Origin of the sequence: Streptomyces sp. WAC 04229 (assembly GCF_003947455.1) — a bacterium.
Classification (GTDB): Bacteria; Actinomycetota; Actinomycetes; order Streptomycetales; family Streptomycetaceae; genus Streptomyces.
Map to the genome: position 1 here is coordinate 1 of NZ_QHJH01000055.1, position 26,507 is coordinate 26,507.

At 69.3% G+C, this 26,507-nt stretch carries 26 protein-coding genes and 1 pseudogene; 16 read left to right on the forward strand and 11 right to left on the reverse strand.

Going from position 1 to position 26,507, the window contains the following annotated elements; all coding sequences use genetic code 11:
* Together DMH12_RS17130 and DMH12_RS17135 are read right to left on the reverse strand one after the other, a co-directional pair.
* On the reverse strand, positions 1-747 hold a 747-nt coding region (locus tag DMH12_RS17130), incomplete at its 3' end, for a trypsin-like peptidase domain-containing protein (RefSeq protein WP_148107530.1).
* 56 nt (positions 748-803) lie between these two features.
* Positions 804-1,100, reverse strand: a complete 297-nt coding sequence (locus DMH12_RS17135; protein ID WP_237546091.1) for a trypco2 family protein — start codon at positions 1,098-1,100, stop codon at positions 804-806.
* A gap of 439 nt (positions 1,101-1,539) precedes the next feature.
* On the opposite strand from DMH12_RS17135, the gene DMH12_RS17140 reads away from it, so the two are divergent.
* Positions 1,540-1,953 carry a hypothetical protein gene (locus DMH12_RS17140; protein ID WP_125492452.1) on the forward strand — a complete coding sequence of 138 codons (414 nt, stop codon included), beginning with the start codon at positions 1,540-1,542 and terminating at the stop codon, positions 1,951-1,953.
* A gap of 93 nt (positions 1,954-2,046) precedes the next feature.
* Here the strand turns inward: DMH12_RS17140 and DMH12_RS17145 are convergent, their stop codons facing one another.
* The gene (locus DMH12_RS17145) at positions 2,047-2,385 is read right to left on the reverse strand and encodes a DUF6233 domain-containing protein (RefSeq protein ID WP_185832368.1); all 339 of its coding nucleotides are present in this window, start codon (positions 2,383-2,385) and stop codon (positions 2,047-2,049) included.
* Between the two features lie 132 nt (positions 2,386-2,517).
* On the opposite strand from DMH12_RS17145, the gene DMH12_RS17150 reads away from it, so the two are divergent.
* The 4 genes from DMH12_RS17150 to DMH12_RS17170 all read left to right on the forward strand — a co-directional run bounded on the left by DMH12_RS17150 (position 2,518) and on the right by DMH12_RS17170 (position 6,088).
* Positions 2,518-3,486 carry a hypothetical protein gene (locus DMH12_RS17150; RefSeq protein WP_125492483.1) on the forward strand — a complete coding sequence of 323 codons (969 nt, stop codon included), beginning with the start codon at positions 2,518-2,520 and terminating at the stop codon, positions 3,484-3,486.
* Between the two features lie 345 nt (positions 3,487-3,831).
* Positions 3,832-4,188, forward strand: a complete 357-nt coding sequence (locus tag DMH12_RS17160) for a hypothetical protein (RefSeq protein ID WP_260474237.1) — start codon at positions 3,832-3,834, stop codon at positions 4,186-4,188.
* A gap of 402 nt (positions 4,189-4,590) precedes the next feature.
* Entirely contained in the window at positions 4,591-5,166 is a 576-nt protein-coding gene (locus DMH12_RS17165) for a TetR/AcrR family transcriptional regulator (protein WP_125492454.1), read from the forward strand.
* A 49-nt stretch (positions 5,167-5,215) separates the two neighbouring features.
* Entirely contained in the window at positions 5,216-6,088 is an 873-nt protein-coding gene (locus DMH12_RS17170) for an NmrA family NAD(P)-binding protein (protein WP_125492455.1), read from the forward strand.
* Positions 6,089-6,214: 126 nt separating this feature from the next.
* Here DMH12_RS17170 and DMH12_RS17175 read toward each other — a convergent pair whose 3' ends face one another.
* The 4 genes from DMH12_RS17175 to DMH12_RS17190 all read right to left on the reverse strand — a co-directional run bounded on the left by DMH12_RS17175 (position 6,215) and on the right by DMH12_RS17190 (position 11,943).
* Positions 6,215-6,622 (reverse strand): hypothetical protein, encoded by a 408-nt coding sequence (locus DMH12_RS17175; protein WP_185832370.1) that lies wholly within the window; start codon positions 6,620-6,622, stop codon positions 6,215-6,217.
* Positions 6,619-8,724: an integrase gene (locus tag DMH12_RS17180; protein ID WP_125492456.1), complete on the reverse strand. Its 2,106-nt coding sequence runs from the start codon at positions 8,722-8,724 to the stop codon at positions 6,619-6,621. Before DMH12_RS17180 ends, DMH12_RS17175 begins: the two co-directional genes overlap by 4 nt.
* A complete protein-coding gene (locus DMH12_RS17185; RefSeq protein ID WP_125492457.1) occupies positions 8,721-10,088 on the reverse strand; it encodes a hypothetical protein in 1,368 nt (455 codons plus the stop codon). The genes DMH12_RS17180 and DMH12_RS17185 overlap by 4 nt, the downstream gene beginning before the upstream one ends.
* A gap of 370 nt (positions 10,089-10,458) precedes the next feature.
* Positions 10,459-11,943, reverse strand: coding sequence for an integrase (locus tag DMH12_RS17190; protein WP_260474238.1), 1,485 nt, complete (start codon positions 11,941-11,943; stop codon positions 10,459-10,461).
* Positions 11,944-12,033: 90 nt separating this feature from the next.
* On the opposite strand from DMH12_RS17190, the pseudogene DMH12_RS39800 reads away from it, so the two are divergent.
* Positions 12,034-12,282, forward strand: a pseudogene (locus tag DMH12_RS39800) (ATP-dependent DNA ligase); the annotation flags it as partial.
* Between the two features lie 147 nt (positions 12,283-12,429).
* Positions 12,430-12,675, forward strand: coding sequence for a hypothetical protein (locus DMH12_RS39805; protein ID WP_260474239.1), 246 nt, complete (start codon positions 12,430-12,432; stop codon positions 12,673-12,675).
* 66 nt (positions 12,676-12,741) lie between these two features.
* On the opposite strand, the gene DMH12_RS17200 is transcribed toward DMH12_RS39805, so the two are convergent.
* The 3 genes from DMH12_RS17200 to DMH12_RS17210 all read right to left on the reverse strand — a co-directional run bounded on the left by DMH12_RS17200 (position 12,742) and on the right by DMH12_RS17210 (position 15,941).
* The gene (locus DMH12_RS17200) at positions 12,742-13,953 is read right to left on the reverse strand and encodes a low temperature requirement protein A (protein ID WP_125492459.1); all 1,212 of its coding nucleotides are present in this window, start codon (positions 13,951-13,953) and stop codon (positions 12,742-12,744) included.
* 104 nt (positions 13,954-14,057) lie between these two features.
* Positions 14,058-14,990 (reverse strand): alpha/beta hydrolase, encoded by a 933-nt coding sequence (locus DMH12_RS17205; protein ID WP_125492460.1) that lies wholly within the window; start codon positions 14,988-14,990, stop codon positions 14,058-14,060.
* Between the two features lie 69 nt (positions 14,991-15,059).
* On the reverse strand, positions 15,060-15,941 hold the full coding sequence (locus DMH12_RS17210) for an NADP-dependent oxidoreductase (protein ID WP_125492461.1): 882 nt from the start codon (positions 15,939-15,941) through the stop codon (positions 15,060-15,062).
* A 145-nt stretch (positions 15,942-16,086) separates the two neighbouring features.
* Here DMH12_RS17210 and DMH12_RS17215 point away from each other — a divergent pair, with 145 nt between their 5' ends.
* From DMH12_RS17215 to DMH12_RS17255, 9 genes are all read left to right on the forward strand, one after another.
* A complete protein-coding gene (locus DMH12_RS17215) occupies positions 16,087-16,959 on the forward strand; it encodes a helix-turn-helix domain-containing protein (protein WP_125492462.1) in 873 nt (290 codons plus the stop codon).
* 202 nt (positions 16,960-17,161) lie between these two features.
* Positions 17,162-17,434, forward strand: a complete 273-nt coding sequence (locus DMH12_RS17220; protein ID WP_125492463.1) for an anti-sigma factor antagonist — start codon at positions 17,162-17,164, stop codon at positions 17,432-17,434.
* Positions 17,435-17,479: 45 nt separating this feature from the next.
* On the forward strand, positions 17,480-18,289 hold the full coding sequence (locus DMH12_RS17225; RefSeq protein ID WP_125492464.1) for an alpha/beta fold hydrolase: 810 nt from the start codon (positions 17,480-17,482) through the stop codon (positions 18,287-18,289).
* Entirely contained in the window at positions 18,289-19,554 is a 1,266-nt protein-coding gene (locus tag DMH12_RS17230; RefSeq protein ID WP_125492465.1) for a PP2C family protein-serine/threonine phosphatase, read from the forward strand. The genes DMH12_RS17225 and DMH12_RS17230 overlap by 1 nt, the downstream gene beginning before the upstream one ends.
* Complete coding sequence (locus DMH12_RS17235) at positions 19,551-19,895, forward strand: STAS domain-containing protein (RefSeq protein WP_125492466.1); 345 nt, start codon at positions 19,551-19,553, stop codon at positions 19,893-19,895. The genes DMH12_RS17230 and DMH12_RS17235 overlap by 4 nt, the downstream gene beginning before the upstream one ends.
* A 371-nt stretch (positions 19,896-20,266) precedes the next feature.
* The gene (locus DMH12_RS17240) at positions 20,267-20,926 is read left to right on the forward strand and encodes an HNH endonuclease family protein (RefSeq protein ID WP_125492467.1); all 660 of its coding nucleotides are present in this window, start codon (positions 20,267-20,269) and stop codon (positions 20,924-20,926) included.
* A 131-nt stretch (positions 20,927-21,057) separates the two neighbouring features.
* Positions 21,058-21,972 (forward strand): Ku protein, encoded by a 915-nt coding sequence (locus tag DMH12_RS17245; protein ID WP_125492468.1) that lies wholly within the window; start codon positions 21,058-21,060, stop codon positions 21,970-21,972.
* 674 nt (positions 21,973-22,646) lie between these two features.
* Entirely contained in the window at positions 22,647-23,246 is a 600-nt protein-coding gene (locus DMH12_RS17250; protein WP_125492469.1) for a sigma-70 family RNA polymerase sigma factor, read from the forward strand.
* Between the two features lie 4 nt (positions 23,247-23,250).
* Complete coding sequence (locus DMH12_RS17255) at positions 23,251-23,955, forward strand: hypothetical protein (protein WP_125492470.1); 705 nt, start codon at positions 23,251-23,253, stop codon at positions 23,953-23,955.
* Between the two features lie 917 nt (positions 23,956-24,872).
* Here DMH12_RS17255 and DMH12_RS17260 read toward each other — a convergent pair.
* A complete protein-coding gene (locus tag DMH12_RS17260; RefSeq protein WP_125492471.1) occupies positions 24,873-26,303 on the reverse strand; it encodes a hypothetical protein in 1,431 nt (476 codons plus the stop codon).
* Positions 26,304-26,507 lie beyond the last annotated feature (204 nt).

Genomic DNA, 26,507 nt, shown 5'->3' on the forward strand with positions numbered 1-26,507 from the left:
GAGAAGGGCGGCGGGTTCGACCGGTTCGAGGACGGGCTCCCTGCCGGTGTGCTCGGTGATGAGGGCGCGGAAGGCATCGTCGGCGAGGAGTCGGGCGGCGGGGGTGGCGGTCAGGCGGGTGCCGTTGTCGGCCTGGCGGTCGCGGCGCATGACGCCGCACAGCAGATCCGAGCCGTAGCCGTCGTGGGCGAGGACGGCGGCGCCGGACATCCCCGACCAGCGGCTCCCACTGCCGTGGGTGCCTGTTGCGGCGGCGGGGGTGGGGTCGGTGCCGGTCAGTTCGTAGCGGCCGACCAGGGAGCCGGTACCTGGGGCGATATGGCCGACGAACTGCTCATCCAGCCGCCGGCCGTCCGTGGTCTCCTTCTGTAGACGGGGGAAGCCACTCGCGGTGACCAGGTGGGGGCGGGTTCCGATGATGAGTCCGTAGCGCTGGGGCGGCCGGCTGAGCAGGTCACTGAGGGACTGCGGCACCTGCCAGCCGTGGCCGTCGACGATCTCAATCAGCGCGGCGTCCACGGTGTCGTCCATGCGCTGCCAGCGCACCACCGCGGGGAACTGCCGCTCGCCAGTGTCGGGCAGACTCACCGTCACCGGGCTGACGGCGTCAGGGTCTGCGTGGTCGAGCACGTGGGCGGCAGTCAGCACCAGCCGCGGCCCCACCAGGTACCCCGAGCCGAACCCCTTCTGCCGCTGCCCCTTCTCCAGCCGGTCCACCCGGATCTGCACCCGCCGGTCGAACTCCACCAGCTGCCCCCACCTTCTTTGCCATCAACTCCGGCCCTCGCGCGTGCCTGGAGGGTCTACTCCTCGTCGCTGACGTCGATGTCGCCACCGCCCGGTCGGTGGGGCGTCAGCTTCACCGTCACCGTGTGGGTGGCCTTGCTGCCGCTTTCCTTCTTGCCCCCCAGGCTGATCACGCTCCAGCGCAGTCCGCCGTCGGCGCTCTTACTGCCGGTCAACTCCAGGCCGAGATCCAGCGTGATCTCCCCGAGCGTGAACAGCACCCCTTGGTCACCGTCGCCTGTTGGGGCCGCGATCCGGTTCTGGGCTTCGGCGACCTGGTCCCGCAACAGCGTGATCGCGTCCGCCAGGTCCATCCACCCCTGATCCGAACCGCTTCCGTCACCCACAGCCACCCACCCCATCTCTCTCGCCTCTTGCCAAATGGCAAGAGGCGCATGCAGTTGTGTCTCCCTGCCCGAACCTAATGGAAGCCGCGTCACTGGCCGTCGCGTTCTCGAGAACCTGTCCCATCCCCCCCGCCGACGCTCGGGCAGGCGCAAGGCCCCTTGTTGGAGCGCGGTCCGGTGACGACCGCAAGGTGGTGTGGTCGGTGATGCTGGAATGGTCTGCTCCTGCCCCGCCGCCGGTGATGGGTGCTGCCGATGCCACGCATAGTGCAAGGCCGGAACACTGCCTCTTCACCAGTAAAACGTGCCTAGTCGGCAACGCCTGCCAACTACGGTCAGGGCGGCGCCGCACGGGACTGGCTACCGCCATCCAGGCTTCTCGCTGGCCTGGCCTAGGGTCATCACCATGGCGTACGTAACACCGAGTTCAGACGGCCAGGTGCGAGCGATCATGTTCGTAGGAGGGCTGCTTAGCCTGCCCTCGGGTGTAGGGCTGATGGTCGGCGTGCCGTTCGGCGCCTTCACCGCTCTGGGTGCGGCGTTCACCGCCGGGGGAGTGTGGTTCCTCTGGCGGTGGTGGCTACTGCTGTCGGAGCTCTCGGGGCGGGGTCGTCAGCTGCTCGTCGTCGGCGCAGTGCTGAATGTCGTAAGCGCTGTACTGCTTGGGCTGAGCTGCTGGCTCTACTTCAACACGTCCCAGGCTGGTGACGGCTTTTGGACCATCGCTGCCGGCGGCGCGGGAATCGCCTGCATGATCGGGCGAGTCATGGTCGGTGTGAAGCGGCAGTTGCTGCACCGTCGTCGGCGCGAGCTACCGTGACCCAACAGCCGGAGTAGTGCACGGACGGAACACTGCCTCTTCACCAGTAGCGCGCGCGTATGGTGCTGGCCCCCGGCCAGGAGCGGTGTCGCGTCAGTCGATGACTTCCAGCTGGACGTCGGGCTGGCAGTGACCGCATGCGGCCAGGCCTCCGGAGAGTAGGCGCCGGGCTTCGTTGCGGTCGACGGCGCGGCGGCGAGTGCCGAGCATGTGGCAGTCGCCGGCGTGGACCTTCACGGGCGGGCGGCCGGTGCCGATGCCCAGCTCGACCACCCAGTCCGGCGGAGCGGGGCGGTTGCGGCGGCCGCGCTCCTCTTCGGCCTGCCGCTGCCGGATCGCGGCGATCCGGGTGTCGATGCGCCGCACCCAGAGGGCGTGCCAGATCCGCAGCGTCTGGAGACGCTCCAGGTCGGGCGGCAGGTCATCGAACACATTTTTGATTCTAGGCCCGTGATCCATCTCCGTCACACTCGCGTGTTCGAATTCTTGTTCTATATCGTAGTGGGGGAGGTGGTGGCGGTGGACACGAGCGTGGACGCCGAGGCGGGCGGGGTGCCGACGGTGATGCATGTGCGCTGCTTGGACCGTCTCCGCGAGGACGTCTACCGGCAGGTGCTGGAGCTGCTCGCCGGCCTGTCGCCGGTGGTGCAGGCGCTGCCGCCGACCGCGGCCCTGGTGGAGCTGAAGGGCGCGCTGCGCTATCACGGCTCCGACGTGCAGCGGCTGGGGGAGATGCTGCGGGTGAGGACCCTGACCCGGCTCGGTGTCGACGTCCGGGTCGGCATCGGCCCGTCCATTACGGTCGCCGCCACCGCCTCCGCCCAGGTCGACCCGCCCGGCGGCGTCCTCACCGTCCCGCCCGACCGCGCCGCGGACTGGCTGGCGCCGCTGCCGGTGGAAGCCCTGCACGGCATCGGCCCCAAGCAGTCCGCCTCTCTGCACGACTACGGCGTCCACACCGTGGGCCTGCTCGCCGCGATCTCGTCCGAGACCGTCCAGCGCCTGCTCGGCGGCAAGGCGGGCCGGCTCGCGGCCGACCGGGCCCGCGGCATCGACCCCCGCCCGGTCGTCCCCCGCACCCTGCCCGCGGCCGCCACCGTCCGAATGCGCTTTGAGGGCCATGTCCTGGACGGCGCTCACGTTCGCGCCGCCCTCCTCGACCTGGTTGTCCAGCTCGCGCGGCTGCTGCGCCGACGCGGCCAGGCCGCCCGCGCGCTGTCGTTGACGCTGCAGTTCGCCGGCGGCGGCAGCTGGGAGAAGACCCGCCGCCTGCCCGAGCCCTCCGCCCACGACGAGGACCTGCGCACGATGGCCTACCGGATCATCGACGCCGCCGGTCTCCAGCGCGGCCGCCTGACCGGCCTCGTCCTCAAGGGCGACGACCTCGTGGACGCCGACCAGGTGGCCCAGCAGATCAGCCTCGACCACGGCCGCGAAGCCCGGCTCGTCGCCGAAGCCGCCATGGACCGCGTACGGGACAAGTTCGGCCCGGGCGTCATCGGCCCGGCCGCCGTCATCCGCCGCGCCTCCTGAACACCACGGCGGGGCGCGAGCCGCGAAGCACCTGGCGCGTTCTATTCTGCGTTCGAGGCGGCCGGGGTCGGCCGCCGGGAAAAGGACCCCGCTATGACCACCCCACTGCCACCCGTCACGGAACCGGACACCTCCGCCCGCACCTGCCCTGGCGATGAGCGCGGCCCGTGTGCCGCGTGCCGACGGCCGACCCACAAGTACGGTCGGGGCGCCCGCTCGCCGCTGTGCGAGTTCTGCGACGCCAAGGCCGCAGAGCGGTGGGGCAGAACGCTGCGCGCCGTTTGATTAGTGACAGGCAGGGCGGGGTGGAAAGCATCCGACATGACTTGGACGTTGCCTCAGCCGATGCTCACCGTCCCTGTGGCCGGCCCCGATCTGCCAGCAGGCGCCGCGGGGGAGCCCAAGTGGGATGGGTTCCGCGCCCAGCTCGCCCGCTACCCGGGCGGCCGGGTGCTGCTGCGCTCGCGGCAGGGCACCGACATGCCCGGTGCGTTCCCCGAAGTCCGTGAGGCCGCCCTCGCGCAGCTGCCCGAGGACACCGGCCTCGACGGCGAGCTGGTGGTGTGGGAGTCCGGCCGTCTCGCCTTCGAGCGCCTCCAGCAGCGCCTCGCCCGCCGCCGCGGTGCCGGCGCGCTCGCGGCCGCGCAGGCCCGGCCCGCGCACCTGGTCTTCTCTGTCAAGTTCTGCGTGTTGAGCCGCTGAGACCTCACCGCCACGACGGCGCACCTGCTCCATCAGCTGATCGAAGTGCGACTGACTCACCCCGAAGAACGGCGCCAGTTCACCGGTGGCTCCTGGGCACCGCACGACATCCGGCTCACCGGGCCGCCCAAGGCGCGGCGGTGCTTTGCGGCCAGTGCTGCAACCACGACGTGGACGAGATGGAGCGCCTGGCCGCGCTCATCGAGGGGCGGTCGTGACCGCGCCGGGCCCGCCGGGGGTGCGCGATCCCGGCTAGGGGCCGCAGAGCTCACGCCTTGCCCGAATCGCGCACGCAGCATCCTCCGGAGCAGGGTGTACAGTTTTTCCGGAACGCGTTCCGCTTAATATTCTAAGCGGAACGCATTCCGGAACATGCTTCAGGTGATCGTAGGAGGATGCCGCATGCCCGCCACCCCCCGCAGGACCAGGAGTGATGCGCTGCAGAATCGCGAGCGACTGCTGGAGATCGCCGCGCGGGCCTTCGCCGAGCAGGGCCCGGAGGCCACGCCGGCCGCCATCGCCAAGCAGGCTGGCGTCGGAGTCGGCACCCTCTACCGGCACTTTCCGACACGTGAAGCCCTCCTCGTCGCCGCCCACACGCGGCAGATCACCCTCGTGTGCGAGAAAGCCAGCGACCTCGCAGCCCGGCGCATCGGCGCCGAGGCCACCCGGGCATGGCTGGACCACTTCCTGGACCACGCGATGGCCAACAGCAACATGTGCGCGGCCCTGAACGCCGCCCTCGCCTCCGACGCCGACCCCTACGCCCATACGCACACACTCCTGAACGACGCCGTCACCACCCTGATCGACGCCGGAGCCCGGGACGGCTCCCTGCGCGCCGACATCACCCCGGGCGACGCCCTGCTCCTGGTGGGCAGCGCCGCCGCCTCGGCACAACACAGCACCAGGGAGCAGGCCCACCGGCTCGTCGAACTCCTCATGGACGCGCTGACCAAGAACGCGACCGCAGCCTGAACCCGCACAGGCGGGCGGCGTTACGCCCGCAGAACCGAAAGGCACCACCATGGCAACAGCCCTGATCATCGGCGCATCCGGAACAGTCGGATCGCAGCTCGTCAACGAGCTGGACAAGGACCACGCGGGACTTAAAGTCCGCCTGGCGACACGGCGCGCCGATGTCGCCGAGCAGTGGCGCACGCAGGGGCGCGAAGCCGTCCTGCTGGACCTGGACCGGCCTGAGCACTTCGCCAAGGCGCTGGAGGGGATCGACCGGGTCTTCCTCCTGACCGGGTACACCGCGCACATGCTCCACCAGAGCAAGACGTTCGTCGACGCCGCCGCCCAGGCCGGGGTGGCCCACATCGTCCACCTCGGCGTCTTCAGCGCCGGACGCCACGACATTCCCCACTACAGCTGGCATGAGCTCATCGAGACCTACATCGAGGCCAGCGGGATCGCGTGGACGCACCTGCACCCCACTGTCATCACCGACACGGTGCTGGCCACGGTCGCCGAGACCGGCTCGTTCAACGTCCCCTGGCAGGAGAGCGCACGCGGATGGGTGTGCGCCGCAGACATCGCCGCGGTCGCAGCTGCCGTGCTGCGTCAAGGACCAGACGAACACGGGGGCAAGAACTACTGGCTGAGCACGGAACTGGCCACCGGTTCGCAGGTCGCCAAGACCCTCAGCGAGGTGCTGGGATCCGAGATCACGTGCTCTGTGTCGGGCCCCGACGACTTGGCCGCGTACGCGAGCTCAGTCCCCTCAGCCGCCGAACGCCTCTACATGGAGAGCGCTGTCGCGACGATGCGCCAGACAGTGCTCGGCAACATGGGATTCGAGGCAGTCGTCCACGACGACGTCCAGACCGTCCTGGGACGCCCCGGGACCACGATGGAGCAGTGGGCGCGGGAGAACCTCGGTCCCAGGGCCTGAGCCGGACGATCCGGTACCGGGCGTACCGGGGGCACGTTGACCCTCCAATGCGGTATTTTCCTCGGCACAGGCACGGGCGAATCGGAAGAAACGGGATGCGTGTGAGGTGCATGCCGTTGAAGTTGCTCATGAGGGCTGTCTGGGAAGGGCACGAATCTGGGCTCTCGCCCGGGTCGCCGCTGCACGCAACTGGCCGTTAGTCCACGAGAGTTCGTGGAGCGCGCGGACGAGGTGCTCGACGTCCTGGCGCAGCTGGGCAAGTTCTTCGCCATCGCGGGCACGTAGTTCCTTGAGTTTGGTGATCTGCTGGCGGAGCCGCCTTTCACTCTCTGGGGCCTGGCCACGGGCACGGACTGCTTCGTAGAAGCGGTTCTTCAGGTCCAGGTGGCGCTGGGTGAGGGCGTTGCGGGGGACACCCGCTTCGGTTGCGAGGGCGACGATGGTCAGGGCTCCGTTGGAGTGCTGAGGAGCACCAGCCAGGATGCGTTCTATGGCGGCTTGGATGCGGTCGCGTTCGTCGGGAGCGGGGGTCACGGGGTCGACTCTTCCTGAGCGATGCGGTTGTCGTAGTGCGCGGCGGCGAGATCGCGCAGCCGCACGGCCCGCGTGGTCAGGCGCTGGGCCAGAGGCGGTGGGGTGAGCGGGCTGGCGGCGTGTTGCTCGAGCCTGTCTGCCTCGTGGGTGAGTCGGGTCGCGTGATGGTCGGTGCGGACGATGTTGGCGCAGCCGGGCTGGCAGCGTTCCAGGGTGGGGGCCTGGGGGCGAGGTCCGAGGCGGTGGCACAGAGCCTTGTCGGGATCGTAGATACACATCAGGTAGCTGTGCTGGTTCTCGTGGACGGCCAGTTGCGGGTTGGCCAGGACCTCGCGAGCCTGACGGGTGGTGTGCAGGGTGCCGACGAAGACAGGAGCCTGGGCGGCGGCGTGCAGGGCGCGGCGGGCGGCAGGTCCGGAGACGCCGTCCCCGTTCTCTAGGTCCTCGTGGAGGCGGGTGAGGGTGTCGGCGGTGGCGCGGGCGGTCTCGATGTCCAGCAGATCGTGGATGCCGTCGCGGCTGCGGGAGGCGTACCCGGCGCTGACGGCAGTGCGCAGGTGCCCGTACTGCAGAGCGAGGGCGACCAGCCCGCCGGGCCGGTGGGCAATGTGCCAGGCCAGGGTGCGACGGAAGCGAGCGGTGCCGATCGGGCCGTGCGGATCTTCAGGGATGCGTTCGCCGGGCCTGCCGAGCTTGTCGGCGAGGGCATTGGCCCACAGGCAGAAAGCCTCGATGCGGTCGCGCAGCGCCTCCGGGCTGAGCGCGCCGCTGCGATGGTGGCGGCCGCCGGGGTCGTGTTTATCGAGATCGAAGAGGAGCGGACGGGCACCGGTCATGCGCTCCAGCACGCTGACGGCCGTGACCACCGGGCCGACCGCGACCCACGGAGTCTCGCGCAGCTGGCCGCTGCCGAGCCGGGTGCCGTCCGGGGCCTTGGCGGTCTTGTAGGTGTGGGCGTGCAGCAGGGGCGGGCCCGTCTCGGAGATCTGGCAGGCGCCGCGGCGCAGCGTGAGGGTTTCGCTGGGCCGCATGCCGGTGAGGTAGTTGGCGACGATGAAGGCAGCGGTGCCCAGGTGGCGCCAGAGTTTGGTGGCGTCGTAGAAGTCGATCGCCTCGGTCCACGGCCGGCCTTCGACGGTGCCGGTGATGGGAATGTCCATAGGGCAGGGGCCGGGGTGGGCGTGCAGGTAGGGGCGCAAGCGTTCGCTCTCCTCTCGCATCACGCGCTGTACCTGGTGCGGGGCGGCGCCGGTGCGGGCGGCGATATAGGCCTGGGCCAGGGCGGGGCGGCCGAGGGCGAGCGTGGCCGGGAGCGGGCGCTGCTGGGCCACGAGTTCGGCCAGGTACGCACGCACCGCGGTGCGCCCGGCCGGGGTGGCGCGAGTCCGGGCGGCTTGGGCGGTGATGGTCTGACGTGCGGTGTGGGCGGTGAGGATGTCGTCGGCGAAGTCTTCGACGGTGCGCAGGGCCCAGATCAGCAGCGGTCCCATGGTGGCCGGAGCCAGAGGTTCGATGGCGTTTTCCCCTCCGGCCGGATGCGGTGGGAGGAAGTCCTCCACCGTGCGGCTGAAGGGCGGCTCACTCACGCCGACGGGCTGGGGCGAGCACCATGTGTCCAGGGCCCACAGCCGGGTTAGCGCCGTCAGTTGGTGCTGGACCTCGACCCTGCTGCGAGGCTGGTCCGAGCGGTTGATGAAGTCCGTGAAGACCTGCGGTGTGCAGGCGGCAAGGCCGCAGGCGCCATGTGCGTGGAGCCAGCGCGCGAGGTGCCGCCAGGTGAGATGCGTCTGGTAGATGGCGGTGCTGCTGACCCGGGTGCGCCAGGCGGCGGAGCGTGCGGCAATGAAGTGACCGGGCAGCTCCCGGTTGATGAGAGACCAGGCCAGGAGCCGGAATTGCTCGCGCAGGGGCGCGGGATAGGTGTTCCAGAAGATCCGCACCGGGTTACTGGAGGGGTTGCCCTCCAACGCGGCCAGGGACCAGACCGCATCCGCGTAGCGAGGCGGCGGCCCGTGGTGGGCGGCGACGATGCGCTCGGGAAGGAAGGCCGGACTCCCGGGCCCGGGCAGGACGGCCGGCAGGCCGGCGGCTGGGTGGGTCACGGATCCAGATGGCCTTTCATCAGCGCATCGATCACGGCGCGCTCGTCGGCGGTGACCGCGGCTCGGGCGCGCAGCCAGGAACTCTCGCCCACGCGGGCGCGCAGGTCTGCCAGCCGCAGTACAGGGTCGCGCCACTCGGCCTCCCACACCTCGGCGGGCAGCACCGGGCGCAGGCTGTCGATGGCCCGTTGCAGGTAGGCCAGGCGCGGGTGGTGGCCGGGGTGGACGCGGGCGTTGGGGCAGGCCGTGCACAGCAGGAACGAGGCGCGGCAGCCCTCGGTGCCGGGCATAAGCGGGCTGTGCGCGAAGTCGGCGCAGTCGGCCAGTACCGTGGGCTGATCTCCCGCCCGGTGCGCGGCGGTCAGCCGGGCGCGCACCACGGTGGCGCGGGCGGCCTCCAACGCCTCGGTGACCCCGGCCGCGATCACGGGGACGGCGGCCTGCCGCGCCTGCGGCTCGCGCAGCACATACACCGTGTCGTGCACGTCCTGGCTGTTCTGTCCCGGCTCGCGCCGGTGCAGCACGTTGACGGTGCGGCGCAGCCGCCGCAACGGGGAGCCTGAAAGCCCGTGCGCGCGCCCCCACGACTCGACCTGGTTTCCGGTCAGGCCCAGGGCGAACGGCCCCGTTCGCAGCTCACTCCACTGGGCGCGTCGCCGGCTGTCGGTGGCCTCCCGCCAGATCAGCAGCCGCCCGGCATCGCCACCTCCTTCTTCCACCAGCCGGCGGGCCGGAGCGGTGCACTGCAACACCGTCGTGATCAGTCGGCCCGGCGAGTCGGCACCCCAGTCGGTCAGGTTGCGGCTCTCCATGCTGCGCGCGCCGCGCCGCATCTTGTGCAGCTCAAGGCGGTAGACCGCCCCCGCCCCGGCCTGCGGGACCGCGGAGACCAGCCGCGGTACCTGCAGCTGGGAGATGACGGAGGCGTTCCAGCCGAACTCGGCCGCCAGCAGCACGGCCACCGCCGCGACCTCTTCCCGGCCCAGGAAGAGCCGCTTCCACGTTGCCTCCGCTCCCGCGCCGCCCAGAGCCTTGGCATACCGGTGGGGCACCAGCCCTGGGCGGCTGACCGGCCACGGCGGGCAGTAGCCGGTGTGTGCCAGCGCTTCGAGTGTCTCGCCCACCAGCCACTGCATGCTGCCCTCTCGGTGCGCGCCGCTGCGCCAGGTCTCCAGCAGGTCGAGATTGTGGACAATGCGCAGGTGGGCGGCGCGGACCATGCGCCGTGCCGTGCCGCGGATGTGCTCGAACTCGGTCGGCGAGAAGGCTTCTTCCTTCGCCGGCAGGCGCCCCATCCGCCCGCTCAGCGCCTCGCGCACCGGCCCGGACAGTTCGGGGTCCGTGCGCAGGAACGCGGCGAGCACCGCCAGTCGTTCAGCCCTGTTGCGGTGCGGGGGCGGCTGAGTCTGTAGGCGTTCCACAGTGCCGGAGTCAAAGCCTCCGAACCGACGGGCGGCGGATCCCAGGCACCCACGAAACGAGCGAAGCGTGCCAGGATCGTCCAGCCCGTGGTGCTGGAAAGGACCGAGTTCCAGCTACCGCCCGGCCCGCACCGGGCCGCGAACAGCTGCGCCCAGGCGCGGCCCAGCTCGGGCGCGACGGGCAGCCGGGCGAAGTCATAACTCCGCACCCGCTCCGCGGCATCGCGGTGCTCGACCACCAATGCCGGCCCCTCCAACACCGGGGCGCGGCGGTGCACCGTCTGCGGCAGCACCGCCCGGCGCCCGCGCCTGTTCACCAGCGCCCCGGCGCGATGTCCACGTCCTGCACACCCTCGCTCTCGCGGGCGATGCGCGCCAGCAGCTCGCTCACCCACTGCACCGAGGGCGCAGCCGCCCCTTTCGCCAGCGGTGCCGGATCGGCCAGCAGCGACCGCAGCCGCAAGTCCGCCACCGGCGCCAGATAGATGTCGCGAGTGGTCTCCACCTGCGCATGGCCCAGCAGATCCTGCACCATCCGCCACACATCCCCGTACAGCAGCTGGAAGTCCCGACGCTCCTGCACGCTCAAGCCCATCCGCCGGTCCATCAGGTGATGCAGTACCACCAGCATGTGCAGGGCGAAGGAGTGCCGGCACATGTGCGGTGTACAGAACGGCGGCTCGGCCAGTTGCCCCGCCAGCTCCCGCGCACACCGTTCCGAGGCGCTGCGAAAGACGTTCTCCCACGACGCCGGCCGCAGCGGCAGCCCGGCCTCGTTCAGCCACAGCCACAGCGGCTCCAACCCCTGTGCACCCTCGCGATAGAGACGCATCCGCTCGGCCACCCCCGCCTCCGCCAGCGCTGTCCGCCCCTGCCTGCCTTGCGCATCACGCCAGTGCAACACCCGCTGCCGTCTCCCGGTCACGGCCGTCACCACGCGCCGCAGCATCAACTTCTCATAACGGCTGGCCTGTTGCGCCCGGCGTACCACTGCAGCACGTGAGGACTCCACATAGCCCGCGACCGACCCGACCACCTGGCCTGCCACGTAGAAGGTTCGGGCCCGTTTCGACTTCGTCACCGCCCGCGCCAGCCGCCCCGGATAAAACCGGTCCCCGCCAAGCGCCGGTCGCGGCATCTCGAAGGTGAGCAGCGAAGCGCCTTCCGTCAACCGCAATCCCGAAGAGAACAGCAGCTCCGCAAACGCCGTGTTGCGCGCCTCCAGCCGCCCCGCCCGCCCCGACTCAGGGCCCCCCTCCGGAGAGTGCCTGCGCAGCCCTACCTCCAGCCACACACGAAACGCCCGCGGTGTCAGCCAGTGCACATTGCTGCTGCGTGCCCGGACTGCCCGCGCCTCCGGAACCTTGACCACACCCCCGAAGCGGCCCCGCACCTCCCGCGTCACTACCGGCGAGCGGGCAACAACTCCGGCGCTCACGCCCCATCCGTACAACCGGCTCAGGGCAGCCAGACCGCGGTTCCACCGTGCCCCGCCCACCGGCGCAGGATTGTCCGAAGACCGCATCCGCCAGTCCTCGAAATCCCAGAGATCGTCCGATTCGGCTTCGTGCCACCATCTGCCCCGTCGCCACAGAAAGTTGAAGAAGATCCGGTAGTCGTCCGTGTAGTTGCGCTTCGTCTCACCACTCAGACGAGCGAATGACGAGCGGCACAGATAGTTGCTCAGCTCCGTATCCACCCGGTAGTCCGGCGACAGCATGATCGGGTCTCCTGGGCGCCCACCCGTCTCCTCGCGCCAGCCCAGCCCCTCGCGTTGCAGCATCTTCTGCAGCCGCATGGAGGGCGCCCCGTGCTCCGGCACCCAAAAGACCCGCCAATCAACCACTGAAGACACCCCTGCCGATCCGCTTCAACACGCAGATCTAACAGGGAACTGGTCGTCTTCGACCTGCTGTGCCTGGAGGGCACCGACCTCACACCCCGCTCCTACAGCGAGCGCCGCGCGGCCCTGGAGGCCCTGTTCGCGGAGCGGGGTCTGTCCGCGCCGTTCACGCTGTGCCCGTCGACCACCGACCCGGCCACCGCCCGCGCCTGGCTGGAATGGACGTCCGCCGGGCTCGAAGGCCTCTGCTTCAAGAGGCTGACCGAGCCCTACCGCGGAGGCGCGAGAGCGTGGGCCAAGTACAAGGTCCGCGCCACCGAGGACGCCCTCGTCGGCGCGGTCACCGGCCCGCCCGCCGCGCCCCGCACTCTGCTCCTCGGTCGCTACGACGACGCGGGCGCGCTCCGCTACACCGGCCGCACTACATCCCTCGCCCGCGCGGTGACGCGTTCCCTGGAGGGAGTGCTGCTGCCGGCGGCGGGTGGGCATCCGTGTACGGGGCGCACGTTCACGGTCGGGTGGGGCAGCCGCGACGTCCTGGACGTCACGCTCGTCGACCCGCAGCTGGTGGTGGAGGTCGACGTGGACGTCGCCCGCGATGCGGCCGGCCGGTGGCGGCACCCGGTACGTCTCCACCGGACCCGTCCCGACCTGTCGGCCGCTTCCGTGCCGCTGTTCGGCGCGTAGCGGGCGCGTGGTCGGTTCGGGGCCGGCGCCGTCTCGGATGTCCTGCCTTCGGTCAGGCGAGGCCGCTCAGCCGGTGGTGGTGTGGTGGGGTGCACGGCTGTTCTGGGTGGTGAGGTACAAGCCCGTGGCGACGGTGAGTGCTGCGGCGAGGCTGGCGAGGGGGACGGCCCAGCGGCCGGCGAAGGTGGTCGCGAGTACGAGGACGGCTCCGGCGGGCAGGACGAGGTGCTGGGCCGCGCCGTGCTTGAAGTGTCTGGTGTGAACGAGCCACACGGTGATCATGAAAAGTGCGGTGGGTGCGGTCACGGCGAACGAGGCGGCGAGGGTGGAGATGTGGGCGTGGTGGGTGGCCTGTTCGACGGCGACCTCGATGCCGGCGCCGATCGCGGCTGCCGAGCCGAAGATCACGTAGTGGCCGTATCCCCACCACAGGGGCCTGCGTACACCGGCCAGGTACTCGTGGGTGGGGGAGGCGAAGTAGATCCAGAAGGCGCAGAAGACGATCACCAGCCCGCCTGCTGCGATGGGCAGCAGCTCGCCGAGGGCGGTGTGCTCGTCCAGGGCGGCCCTGACCGCCGTGGAGGCGGCGAGGATGCTCTCGCCCAGCACGATGATGGTGAAGAGGCCGTAGCGTTCGGCGATGTGGTGCGGGTGCCAGGGGGTGGGGTGGGTGCGCTCGGCGACCGCGGGGACGGCCAGGTCGGCGACGACCAGGGGTACGAACCCCCACCACCAGGCGGCGTCCGGGAGCAGAAGGAGGACGACCCATCCGGCCTGGACGACCATGAGACCGGCCGCGTACTGCAGGGCCGCCCGCCGCGCGGGGCCGCGCTCGCCTCGGGCGGCGCGCAGCCACTGGCCGGTCAGTGCGACACGCATGATCAGGTAACCCGCCACGGCCAGTGTGTAGTCGCCGTCGAAGGCGCGGGGGATGCCGGCGGCGAGCACCAGCACGCCGGCGATCTGCACCAGGGTGGCCAGGCGGTAGGGGACGTCATCGCAGTCGTAGGCGGACGCGAACCATGTGAAGTTGACCCAGGCCCACCAGATCGCGAAGAACACGAACAGGTAACCGGTGACGCCGTGCGCGGGATCGCCCTCGGCGACTGCGTGCACGAGGCGGGCCCCGGCTTGGGAGACGGCGACGACGAAGCAGAGGTCGAAGAACAGTTCCAGCGGAGTGGCCGCGCGGTGCTCCTCGTCTCGTCTGCGGGCGACCATGCGGGTCAGGATCGCGGTGTGCCGGCCGTGGCCGGTACGGACAGGCGTGTCACTCATGCTGGCCCTCGAGGATGCGCGCGGAAAACCGGGTGGCGGAACGGCGCGGGCCGCCACGACGGTGCGCCGTGGCGGCCCGGGTCCGCTGCCAGGATGGCCTCGGGTCAGAGGTTCTTGTTGTAGAAGGGGATGAGCGTGTCGAGGGCCTGCTGGGTGGCTTCGGGCTTCCAGTACATGTCGTAGTGGGACTGCCCGGGCACGACGACGATGTCCTTCTGGGTGGACCTGGCCCGGTTGAACAGGTCGAAGCCGTCGCGGTAGGAGCCGAACTCGCCCGGAACGCCCCCGACGATGATCTGGAGGGGCTGGGTCAGCAGATGCTCGGCGAGGTGGAAGGCGTCGTAGCCGATCGCGGGGCCGGCGTGCGAGAACAGCGACCGGTTCACTCCGTGGGGCTGCTGTCCGCGGGGCGTGCGGTAGTACTTGGTCGCTTCCACCACGTCGAGAGCCTTGATGCCGAGTTCCTCGGCCTTCTCCGGGGAGGAGGGCAGCACGTCGTCGACGCGGGCCTCGGCGCCGCGGGCTTCGGCGGTGCGCTGCTGGGCGACGGCGTCCAGCGTCTTGATGGCGGAGTCGGGGGAGAGGTCGCCCTCGCGCATCATCCGGCCGTAGTTGACGGCTGCGACGGTGCCCAGGGCTTTGAAGCGCCGGTCGGTCATGGTCGCGGTCGCGGCGTAGCCGCCGCCTCCGCAGATGCCGAGAACCCCGATGCGGTCCTCGTCGACGTAGTCGAGGGTGACCAGGTAGTCCGCCGCGCAGCGGAAGTCCTCCACGCGCAGGCCGGGGTCCTCGATGTAGCGGGGCTCTCCGCCGCTGGCGCCCTGGTGGGTGGCGTCGAAGGCGAGCACCACGTATCCCTGCTCGGCCAGGGCCTTGCCGTAGACGTTGCCGGACGTCTGCTCCTTGCAGCTGCCGATGGGGTGGGCGCTGACGATGGCCGGGTACGTGCGGGAGGAGTCGAAGCCGTCGGGAAAGTACACGTCGGCGGCGACGTCCAGTGTCTTGTTCTTGAAGGTCACGCTCTCAACGGCGGACATGTCGTTCTCCGGTTCACTCGTTGTGTTCACTGTTTCGCGTTCTGCTCGTAGGCGGGGCCGGGCCAGTGGTCAGGGGGTGAGGACCAGGCGTCCGCGCACCGCCGGCGCTGCCGCGTCCGCGTAGGCCACGACGGCATCGGCGAGCGGATACCGCTGCGCCACCCGCGTCCGCAGCTCGCCGCTGTCGACCACCTGAGCCAGCTCGCCCAGCTGACCGGCGTCGGGATGGGCGTTCAGGAACCCGCAGGCCGTGCGGGGCAGCGTCTGGCCTACCGTGCTCAGGAACCGGCCGTCCGGACGGACCGCGGTCTGCCACGCCTCGTCGACCGGCGCGGTCGCCAGCACCGCGTCGACGCCGCCGCTGGGCAGAGCACCGCCGCCGCGCAGAGCATCGGCGCGGTCGACGAAGTGCGCCCCGCGCGCGCCGACAAAATCGGCATCCCGCGCGGCAGCCACGCCCCACACCTCACAGCCCTTCCCGACAGCGAGATCGATGGCGAAACCCCCGATCGAACCCGCAGCACCCATCACCAGCAACGACTCACCCGGCTGCACGCCCAGCTCCAGCAGCGCCTGCCAGGCAGTGCTCCCGTTCAGCGGCACCGTCGCAGCCTGCGCGGCATCCACCTGCCGCGGGGCCGCCGACACCTCCGAGGCGTCGAGGACGCAGTACTGCGCCTGGCAGCCCCGCCCACTGGAGAACCAATAGGTCCACCCCATGACCGCGTCCCCCACCCGAACTCCGCGCACGTCCTCGCCCACCGCTTCAGCGACCCCTGCGGCCTCCCAGCCCAGGACGCGATCGAAAGGACCCGTCCGGCCGGCGTCCACGTCGACGGGATTGACACCGGCCGCCGAGACACGCACCAGCACCTGGTGGTGCCCAGGCTCCGGCCACGGCACATCGGCCACCACCACGCCTGCGGACCCGCTCGACAGGACTGCCCGCATCACGACTCCCGTCCCTCATTCCAGGACGCCTCCACGCTCACACGCGCGGGCCGCCGCTACCAGGCCACATCTGTTACCCCCCACCCCGCACAGCGCTCGCAGGCAGGGCAAGCGCACACCCCTCCGCTGAGCGACAATGGAAACGATGAGTGCCAGCAGAGGCAGGAACAACGAGCTGGGTGACTTCCTGCGGGCCCGCCGAGCCGACATCAGCCCGGACCTATGCGGCCTGCCCACCGGACACCTGCGCCGCGTCCCCGGCCTTCGCCGCGAAGAGGTCGCTCAACTCGCGGCGATCAGCAACGAGTACTACACCCGCCTCGAACAAGGACGACTCCCCTCGGCCTCACCCGCCGCACTCGACTCGATCGCACGCGCCCTGCACCTGGACGCGGACCAGACCAGCTACCTCCACCAGCTCGCCGACAAGCACGCCACCCGAAGCCGTGCCCGACCGCACCACGACACGCGGGTGCGCAACCAGACCCAGCTGCTGCTCGACAACCTGGCCGACACCCCCGCCCTGGTCCTCGGCCGCCACATGAGCGTGCTGGCCTGGAACACCCTCGCCGTCGCCCTCTACACCGACTTCGCCGCCCTGCCTCCCGCCGAACGTAACCTCCTGCGCCTCACCTTCCTCGACCCCGGCGTCCGCAGCCTCTACGCGGACTGGGAATCCAGCGCCCGTGCCTGCGTCTCCTTCGTCCGCATGGACGCCGCCCTCACACCCACCGACTCCGCTCTCCAGGCACTCGTCGGCGAACTGTCCGTCCGCGACGAGGACTTCCGCCGCTGGTGGGCCACCCACGACGTCGCCCACAAGACCTTCGGAACCAAGAGCTACCGGCACCCTGTGGCCGGCGACCTCGACCTCGACTGGCAGATCCTCACCTTTCCCCACGACCCCGACCAGTCCCTCATGGTCCTGTCCGCCCCGCCAGGGACACCATCGAGTCAAGCCCTGCGCTTCCTCGCGTCGTGGGCCACCACCAACCCCGCCATCCACACCGACCGGTAAGAAGCCTTCAGCCTCAAGAGCCCCACCTGCCCGATCCCGCACTTCTGGTGCCCCCACCGCTGGTGGCACAGGTCCACGAGGCCGGGCCGGCGAAGTCGCAGGCAGCTGCTTGGGGCGATCAAGCAAGCGACCGGTTCGGAGCTGAGCGACGACGAGGCCCCGGATGCGGTGGTCTTGTGGTTCCGCGGAGGCGACGGCGCTCATGCTGCGCGGTACGGTCGACTTCACCACCACCGACGGCCTCGACGTCGACTTCGCCCGAGCCGCCGCTACCGGCCTCCCGCTCGTCGTCGACCTCGGTGGTCTCCGCTTCGGCAACGCGGAACTGCTGGCCCTGCTCATCAGCGCACGCCCGGCGCCGGGCGTGGCGCTCGTCGGCCCCCTCAGCCCGTCCTTCCAACGCCGCCTCGACATCACCGGGGCCACCACGCTGTTCGACATCCACCCCACCCTCTCTGCAGCCCTCGACCGCTGAACCGGCCATCGGAAGGCGCAAAGAGGGTCTGCGAGGATGGGCCGTATGGACGTGCGGAGCAGGAACCATGTACGGGTGACCGGCAAAGCTGGCGGGCCGGTGGTGATGCTGGCGCACGGCTTCGGATGCGACCAGAACATGTGGCGTCTCGTGGTGCCGGCACTGGAGCGCGACTTCACCGTCGTCCTCTTCGACCACGTCGGCGCGGGGAACTCAGACCTCTCCACGTGGAGTCCGGAGCGGTACTCCACACTGAACGGATACGTCGAAGACCTCCTTGAACTGTGCCGGGAGCTGGCCCTGGGCCCGGTGACATTCGTCGGGCACTCGGTCAGCGCCATGATGGGCGTGCTGGCCGCCGCTCGACAGCCCGAGGCGTTCGCGGGCCTGGTGCTGCTGGCACCCTCCCCCTGCTTCATCGACGATCCCGACACCGGCTACCGGGGCGGGTTCAGCGCCCCGGACATCGACGAGCTGCTGCAATCGCTCGATGCTAATTATCTGGGCTGGTCGGGTGCGATGGCCCCGGTCATCATGGGCAATCCGGAGCGGCCCGAGCTGGGCGAGGAGCTCACCAGCAGCTTCTGCCGCACCGACCCGAAGATCGCCACGGTCTTCGCCCGCGTGACCTTCCTGTCCGACAACCGCGCCGACCTCGCCAAGGTGACGGTGCCCACCCTGGTCGCCCAGTGCTCCGACGACGCGATCGCCCCGCCCGAGGTGGGCGCCTTCGTGCACGCCCAGATACCCGGCAGCCGACTCGTCACGCTGAACGCCACCGGACACTGCCCACAGCTCGCCGCGCCCGAGGAGACCGCCGAGGCCATCGCAACGTTCGTGGGAGCCGCCCGGTGATGAGCAAGATCAACGACGAAGAGGCCGACCGGCGAGAAGACGACGGGCCGGACGACCAGGCGCAGTTCTCCGCACTGCTGGAGGACAGCGCCGAGGACCTGTACGAGCACGCGCCCTGCGGCTACCTCTCCACCCAGCTGGACGGCCGGATCGCCAAGGTCAACGCCACGCTGCTGAACTGGCTGGGACATCACCGCGACGACCTCGTGGGCCGCAAGCACTTCTCCGACCTGCTCACCGTCGGCGGCCGCCTCTACCACGAGACCCACTTCGGCCCGCTGTTGCGCATGCAGGGCGAGATCAGCGGCATCGCCCTGGAGCTGAAGGCCGCCGACGGCACCCGGCTGCCGGTCCTGGTCACCTCCACGGTGAAGACGGGCAGCGACGGGCAGCCCCTGCTGATCCGCACCACCATCTTCGACGCCCGTGACCGCCGCGCCTACGAAACCGAGCTGCTGCGCGCCCGCCAGGAAGCCGACATCGAACGCGATCGGCTCCAAGTCCTGGCCACTACCTTGCAAAAGACCCTGCTACCACCCGCCCTGGCGAACGTTCCCGGCCTGGACGTGTCCGCGTACTACCACATCGCCTCCGTCGACGAGGTCGGCGGCGACTTCTACGACCTCTTCCCCCTGGCGGCCGGCACCTGGGGCCTGTTCCTGGGCGACGTGTGCGGCAAGGGCGCCGCCGCGGCCGCCGTCACCTCCCTGGCCCGCTACACCCTGCGCGCCGCCGCCGTCTACGACTCCGACCCGGCCGCCGTCCTCGGCAACCTCAACACCGTCTTGAACCACGAGTACAACGGGACCGACCCCCGCTTTTGCACCGTTGTCTACGGCCTCCTCACCCCCGATGAGGACCGCGGCGGCTTCCGCATCACCGTGGCCAGCGGCGGTCACCCGCCGGCCCTGCTGATGCGCGCGGACGGCACCGCCGATTTCCTGCCCACCCCCGGCGGGCAGCTCATCGGCGTCCTGCCCGACGTTCACATCGCCACCGCCACCGTCCATCTGGCCCCCGGCGACACCCTCCTGCTGCACACCGACGGCCTCACCGAAGCACACACCAACGCCGCAGCCGGCGGAGGAGAACGCTACGGCGACGACGCGTTCCTCGACTTCGGCCGTGACCTCGCCCCCAACACCGCCTCGGACACCATCCGCGCGGTCCGTGACCTGCTCGACACCTTCGGCAGCGGCGTCGACGACGACACCGCCGTCCTGGCCATCCACGTGCCCCGACTCACCAGTGATGAGCAGCAGTGACCAACGACCTGACCGTCCACACCCGTACCACCGCATCCGGTCCGGTCATCGAACTTGCCGGGGAGCTCGACCACCACACCGCACCCCAGGTCCGGGACGCACTGGACGCGCTCAGTTTGCGCACCGGCCAGCAGCTCGTGATCGACCTCGGCGCCCTCACCTTCTGCGACTCGACCGGCATCACCATGCTCATCGCCGCCCGCAACCACGCCCTCGCGGGCGAGGCAAGCATCGTCCTGGTCGCCGTTCCCACCCGCGTCAGCCGCATCCTCCGCGTCGTCGGACTGGAGCAGGTCTTCCCAACCCACCCCACCGCCCAGGACGCCGAAGCTGCCTGGTAGGCCGCAGCTGACTGACCCACGCCCTGCCCGGCCAGCCCACGGCTGCAACTGCGCCGCAACCGATTTTCGACTCCGTTGAGGACCGGCGGCAGCTTCGGCAGCTGCGTCCTGAAATCGAAGCCCAACGGCAGGGAACGCTGCAAGCCAACGGCTCATCGCTCGTTGAGCCCCCACTACTGCACAGGGCCCGGCTTGCGAGCTGCTCGTAGGCCGGGCGCGAAACTGACGTCACCACGCCCCAACGCCTCTACAGCTGCACCCCGCGGCCGGCTGACGCACTCCCCGGCGCCGGTAGGACCATTACCCCCACACGGGCGGCGCCTTCGGCGAACGCCCCACTGCGCCCCCGGCCGGCCCGCTACGAACGGGTCATGCTCAAAACCGTGCTGCGCGGCCTGAGTGCCGCGTTCCTCGTCGCCCTGCCCCTGACGGTGCCCGCGCCTGCCCAGGCCGCACAGACCCTGTCCCTGGCCGAGGCGGTGGCCGCCCTCCCGATCGCGGAGGAGTCCCGTGAGGGCTACGACCGGGACGCCTTCCGCCACTGGAACACCGGCGCCAATCCCTCCGACGGCTGCAACACCCGTGCCGAGGTCTTGATCGCCGAAGCCGTGGAGCCCCCGACCGTCGGGTCGCGGTGCCGGCTGACGGGCGGCCGCTGGTTCTCCTACTACGACCAGGTCTGGGTCACCTCTGCCTCCGGCCTCGACATCGACCACATGGGCCCGCTGGCCGAGGCCTGGGACAGTGGCGCCTCGACCTGGTCCGCGGCGCAGCGGGAGGCCTACGCCAACGACCTGGGCGCCGAGGCCAGCCTCGTCGCGGTCACCGCCCGCTCCAACCGGTCCAAGTCGGACCAGGACCCCGCGACGTGGCTGCCGCCGGCCGCCGAGGTGCACTGCCGCTACATCGCCGAGTGGGTGGGCACCAAACTGCGCTGGACCCTGTCGGCGGATGAAGCCGAAGCAGCTGCCATGCGCGAGGTCGCGGCCGACTGCCCGGACCAGACCGTCACCTACGAGCCAGCGGCATAGGCAGCCTCCCACAGCGCCCCCGGGACAACCACGCGCCCGGGGGACTGCCCTGCGCCCTCGCGCCGGCGGGGTGCCCGGCGGTTGCGTTCGTCCTAGCCTGGAAGGACTCGGGGCTGCTGCGGAGGTAGGTCATGCCCCGGACCGTATGGAGTGGCGCGATCAGCTTTGGCCTGGTCAGCGTGCCGATCAATGTCACCGGCGCGACCGAGGACCACTCGATCCGCTTTCACCGGGTCCACCTGGAGGACATGGGCCGAGTGCGCACCCGCAAGGTCTGTGAGCTGGAGGACCGCGAGGTGACGGCCGCGGAGATTGGCAAGGGCTACGAGCTGTCGAAGACGCAGATCATCCCGATCAGCGACGAGGATCTGCGGGACCTGCCGCTGCCGACCGCCCGCGCGATCGAGATCGTGGCTTTCGTGCCGCTGGCGTCCGTGGATCCGATCCGGATCGGCTCCGGCTACTACCTGGAGCCGAAGGAGCAGGTCGCCGCCAAGCCGTACAAGCTGCTGCGGCAGGCGCTGGAGCGTTCCTCGCGGGTGGCCGTCGTGAAGTACGCCTGGTCGGGGCGCGAGCGTCTGGGCCTGCTCCGGGTGCGCGCGGAGGCGATCGTGCTGCACGCGATGCTCTGGCCGGACGAGGTCCGTGATCCGTCGTCGCTGCTGCCGGCGCCGGTGGAGGTCTCGCAGGAGGAAGTCGACGGTGCGCTCGCGCTGATGGACACAATGACGGTGGAGGATCTGACCGGCCCGGGGTTCGAGGACGAGTACACCAAGGCGCTCAGCGAGATCATCGTGGCCAAGCGCGAGCACCGCGAACCGCCGACCGCACCGGAGCCTGACCAGCCCGAGGGCGTGCTGGACCTGATGGCCGCGCTCAACGCTTCCGTTGCCAGAGCCCGGGAAACCCGCGAGGACGGCACGCACGCCGACATCCACGAACTGGCGAAGCCGAAGAAGAGCGCGAGGAAGACGCCGGCCAAGAAGACCGCGGCCAAGAAGACGGCCGCAAAGAAGGCGCCCCGGAAGCCTCCGCGCGCCTCCTGAGCCCCCGGACGTGGTCTGCGGTCAGGTGAGGACCGTCGTACTTGCTGGGTTCGTCAACCAGGACCCAGCGACGGGGCTGCCGCCCGGCGGCCGCGACGCACTGCCGCTCCGCTCCGTCGCTGAGTGGGTGAGCGCGAGCTGCGCTGGCGCCTGTCGTCCGACGAGGACGAAGCAGCGGCCATCCGCGTTATCGGGGCCGACTGCCCCGGGCAGATCACCTACCAGCCGGTGCCGTAGGCAGGACCGCTCCGACCCCCGTGTGGAGTGACTCGGTCCGGGCGGAGTCCTGCTCGTCGAGGGGGAAGGGCCGCCAGCGGACAGCCCCGATGCGTGGCGGTCGGCTTCGCTGCGTCAATCGGTTCGCTGGTTTTCACTCGTGCGTGTCGTGGCTCGTGGAGGCGTCTTCGGATGCGCCGGTGTGAGCTGGGGCACATTCTCGGAGGCTCATCCACTTCTCGTTCGTATGACTAATCGAAAGCGGCAGCTCACGGCCTGTTACTGAAAGGTAGTTGAGTGCTAAATGTCCCGTCCGTGGTTGATGGGGCGAAATTCGTCTTCTCGTGCATGAGCGATCGGGCGTTCGGCGCGCTTGAGTAGTCGTCAGAAAGCCGCGGCCCAGGCGCTGTTGCCTGGGCAAGGGGGGGGCGCTACCCGTCCTCGCGCGAAGAGGAGACATGAACGACAACGAGCACGCAGAGCACGTCGGTGCCGGCAGCGGTGGCGACCCGATCGGGGTCTACACCCGCCTGCCCTTGAGCTACCAGGCGCTGTACCTGTCCGACCAGACGGCCTTCCACGACTACGCCTTCGTCGTCCTGGAAGACAACGAAGCAGCCGAGTCCGCCGTGCACACCGCAATGACGCGAGTGCAGGACAACTGGAACGAACTGCTGGTCGAGAGCAACATGCAACAGCAGGTCTGGGCCATCATGCGCCAGACCGTGGAGGAGTACCGGCAGGACGCCGAGGACCGCGCCGCGATAGCCCACAGCCTCTCCACCTACCGCCAGGGCCTGGGACGCCTCAACAGCGAACAGGGCGTCTTCGAAGCCCTGGCCGGCCTCCCGCCCCAGCAATTCGACGCCGTCGTCCTGCGCTACATCCTCGGCATCAAACCCCAGCGCATCGGCTGGTACATGGGCCTCAGCGAGCAGACCGTCAACTACCACTGCCGCCAGGGAAAACAGCGCATCGAACAGGCCGTGCCCACGCTGCTCAAAAAGGACAGCGACGCCATCACCGGCGCTGGCAGCGAGACGGACACGAAGGACTGACGCCGTGAGCAGAGCAAAACTCAACCGATCCCGTCCCGCAGACACCGTCGAAGAAATCCTCGCCAAAGCCGGCGAAACCCTGCGCGCCCGCCGCCGCCCCTTCAACGAAGCCGACGGCCTGCGCCGCCTCGCCCGCAAATCCCCCCTGCCCCCCACCCACGAAACCGCCCTGGTCACACGAGCCCGCCGCCAGCTCTCCGTCCTGACCCGCCTCTACCTCAAGAACTCCCAGGCCGCCCGGCACGTCGAGCAGCTCGCGGCCTGCCTCGGCGACGACGGCGACGGCAACCGCCACCCGCCCATCGAAGACCTCGACATCGACGGCGCCCAGCTCTTCGGCTGCATGCTCCACCTCGCCGACCACCCCCAGAGCGCCCAGTTCTGGTGGGAACTGGCAGCCGGCGCCGGCCACCTCGGCGCCACCTACTGCCTCTACCTCCACCACACCGCACAAGGAGCCCGCACCCAGGCAACCCACTGGATCGACCAACTGCGCCTGCAGGCGCCCGGCCTCGACGAGGAGTTCCTCCTCGGCACCGCCCGCTTCACCCAGTGGATGCACGAGCACCACCAGCCGACCGCCCACCCGTCCCTGCTCGACGAAGTCGTCCGCCTCGCCCTACACCACAGCGACGACCAGCCCCTGGTGTGCCGGCCCGAACGACAGATCGCCGACCGCCTCCACCACGTGGCAGCCCGCCGCTCCTGACCCCCGACAGCAGACAAGGAGCCCTCCCGCGGTCACCGGTTCCGAGGCCACCGACCGCAGAGCGAACTCCTCGCCCAGGACACCACCTCACGAAAGAGAGCGTCCTCATGCCCAAGCGTACGCGCCGCGACGCCCGCACGACGGCATCACAGAAAAGGCGGACCCGAACCAAGCCCAAGCCGACCACCGGCCCACACCCGCACACACGCGGCTCATGGCGGCCTGCCCGCCGCCGGAACAAACGCCGAAACCGCGACCACCACAGCACCCTCACCCAATACCTTCTGCGCGGCGCCGCCTACAGCACCGGAGCCGGCGTCATCGGCCTCCTCTTCTGGTCACTGCGCCTGTGGATGACCTAGGTATGCACCTGCCAGCAGACCACCCACGAACCTGAAGTGATCACCCGCGACGGTGACGGCGGGGTGAGCGGTTGGTCAACCGTGTCCGAATCAGGCGCGCCACGGTCCACCCGTTGCTGGAAGCCGGCCACAGCCGCCGCTGCATCGAGCGTCAGCTATGACGGGGGCGGTAGCGGGTCGACGGGCCCGGGCGGGGCATCCCGAAGGGCCTGGCGCCCCTCCGCGAGGGCCGGGCGGCAGCCATCGACGTGTTCATTCGGTCTGGTGGCTGGTCCTGCAGCAGCGAGCTGCGCGCGCCGGACCAGCCAGCAGCGCCCTCTATGCGCCCCGCTACTGTCATGATCAAGCGAGTGCGTGTTGACTTCCGAGTGTGGAACTGGGGGATGAAATGAGGGCGCCATCAGGGTGGCGGCAGCCGCAGCGTTAACTCTCGTGATCGTTGGATGCTCGTCGAACGCTGACGCGAAGAAGGACCCCGGCAGCAACGGCGGAGGCGGTACAGACCCCACAGCCTCCGCTCTGAAGTTCGCCGTTCTCCGGACGCTCTGCTGTGTCTCATCTGGCTGAATCCTCAACTGGGAACGTATCCGCACGCAGCGCCTCTATTGACTGCTGCAAAAGACCCGCGAAGCAGGTTCGGGTACTCTCCAGGTGCCGTGTGAGCCAGATTTCTAACTCGTCGTCTGCCGGTGCCGAGTAGCCGTCGACCGAAGTCCGTGTTTGGCAGATATGGTGGATAATTAGCCTGCGTACATCCGGATTATTGAAGTATCCGGTATGCACCAACGTACTGTCACTCTCCATGAGGAACCTGCCAGAACCTTGACCGTCTTTCGACACGCCTTCCAATGCTGCAATAATCAGTAGCTCGCGCGCCTTTGGTGCGAGCATGGCATTGCAGTCAGTGACCTCCCGATCGATTTCACGAATGGTGCGAACAGGGAGGCCCAAGTGGGTGCAATCGTGATCCAGTGGTAGCGGCCAGGGTGAGACATAGGCGGCAACAGTGCGAGGAAGGTCAGATCCCTGGACGCTGCGCGCCAAGGTCCGGGCGATCTTTCGTGTCCACAACGGCGCGATCCATCGATTTACCAAAGTGACGACTGGCTTGGTTGCGGACAATACAGAAGTGCGCCGAACGTGCGGCACCAGGGTGATCGTGCGAATAGGGTCCGGTATAGTCAAATTCGGTAGCGGTACCTGATTGGGGAGACGCGCCAATTTTCGGCGGGCGCTCAGGGCGCCCGATGACCACAGCAGCTCATACCTGACCTGGTGGTGAGCCAGAGCCGAGAGCATGTTAATGGCTTCATCAGATGGCGACCATAAGCCCAGCCAGCGCCCGGAGAACCGGCGGAAGACACCAGGTACAGCCCGCTCGCGATCTAACAATGAATCATTATAGTCGCTGACTCTCATCGAGCGAAAAGTGACCAACCAGCACAAGGCGTAAGGGACACTCCACGCATTGGCGGTGTCGCTAGTTAGCACCGCCCTGCCCCAGTTCCACCCGAAAAGAGCAGCAGCAAAAGCTACTAGTGGAAGCGCCGTCAGCAACATCGGAATCAGAGCAACGTACGCTTTGCCCAAGATGCGCCAGGCTGATGGCGATTGGAGGGACAGGCAACGGGAAAGCAGCCCTCGGCGTACCGGCATGTAACGCATGAATGGGGTTCCGACGGTCGTCCAACTTCGCAAACCTTGCAATTTTGTCGCCGATCGAATGGCTTCATACTCGGACGAGTCAGGAAGATCCCGAGTCTTGTACCTCACCCACCAAGGGTCGTACTCGTCGCGCCGTAGCGGGATGAGCGGTTGGCCACCTGGTAGGACTTCAGGATCGTTCAAGGCCCGGCGCAGTTCCGCATAGACCCTCCCGTGATTACGTGTAACTTCGGCGCTGACTAGGGCCTCCCATATTACGGAACCGCCATGACTATGGCCGACCAGGTGGTAATTCCGTCCTTCATGTTCGAGTTTCAGCATGAGCGCCAGCAATCTATTAGCTGCATGCAGTCGGCTAACCTGGCTGTTCGCGCCGTCCCATCGGAACAGTCGGACAGATTCGTCGGGCAGAGCGACGCCCGCCGGTAGGTGTTCTTGGAGCCATCGCCAGTTTGGACTGTCTCGCTGCCACCACTGGTCCCCCCCTTCACCGTCGGCGGTGGAGAAGGTGCCGTGAACGAGGAT

Coding starts and splice junctions, on each gene's coding strand:
- DMH12_RS17135 (WP_237546091.1), bottom strand. CDS start 1,100: ATGGACCTGGCGGACGCGATCACGCTGTTGCGGGACCAGGTCGCCGAA.
- DMH12_RS17140 (WP_125492452.1), top strand. CDS start 1,540: ATGGCGTACGTAACACCGAGTTCAGACGGCCAGGTGCGAGCGATCATG.
- DMH12_RS17150 (WP_125492483.1), top strand. CDS start 2,518: ATGCATGTGCGCTGCTTGGACCGTCTCCGCGAGGACGTCTACCGGCAG.
- DMH12_RS17160 (WP_260474237.1), top strand. CDS start 3,832: ATGCTCACCGTCCCTGTGGCCGGCCCCGATCTGCCAGCAGGCGCCGCG.
- DMH12_RS17165 (WP_125492454.1), top strand. CDS start 4,591: ATGCCCGCCACCCCCCGCAGGACCAGGAGTGATGCGCTGCAGAATCGC.
- DMH12_RS17170 (WP_125492455.1), top strand. CDS start 5,216: ATGGCAACAGCCCTGATCATCGGCGCATCCGGAACAGTCGGATCGCAG.
- DMH12_RS17190 (WP_260474238.1), bottom strand. CDS start 11,943: ATGCGGCTGCAGAAGATGCTGCAACGCGAGGGGCTGGGCTGGCGCGAG.
- DMH12_RS17200 (WP_125492459.1), bottom strand. CDS start 13,953: ATGAGTGACACGCCTGTCCGTACCGGCCACGGCCGGCACACCGCGATC.
- DMH12_RS17205 (WP_125492460.1), bottom strand. CDS start 14,990: ATGTCCGCCGTTGAGAGCGTGACCTTCAAGAACAAGACACTGGACGTC.
- DMH12_RS17210 (WP_125492461.1), bottom strand. CDS start 15,941: ATGCGGGCAGTCCTGTCGAGCGGGTCCGCAGGCGTGGTGGTGGCCGAT.
- DMH12_RS17215 (WP_125492462.1), top strand. CDS start 16,087: ATGAGTGCCAGCAGAGGCAGGAACAACGAGCTGGGTGACTTCCTGCGG.
- DMH12_RS17220 (WP_125492463.1), top strand. CDS start 17,162: ATGCTGCGCGGTACGGTCGACTTCACCACCACCGACGGCCTCGACGTC.
- DMH12_RS17225 (WP_125492464.1), top strand. CDS start 17,480: ATGGACGTGCGGAGCAGGAACCATGTACGGGTGACCGGCAAAGCTGGC.
- DMH12_RS17230 (WP_125492465.1), top strand. CDS start 18,289: ATGAGCAAGATCAACGACGAAGAGGCCGACCGGCGAGAAGACGACGGG.
- DMH12_RS17240 (WP_125492467.1), top strand. CDS start 20,267: ATGCTCAAAACCGTGCTGCGCGGCCTGAGTGCCGCGTTCCTCGTCGCC.
- DMH12_RS17245 (WP_125492468.1), top strand. CDS start 21,058: ATGCCCCGGACCGTATGGAGTGGCGCGATCAGCTTTGGCCTGGTCAGC.
- DMH12_RS17250 (WP_125492469.1), top strand. CDS start 22,647: ATGAACGACAACGAGCACGCAGAGCACGTCGGTGCCGGCAGCGGTGGC.
- DMH12_RS17260 (WP_125492471.1), bottom strand. CDS start 26,303: ATGCTGAAACTCGAACATGAAGGACGGAATTACCACCTGGTCGGCCAT.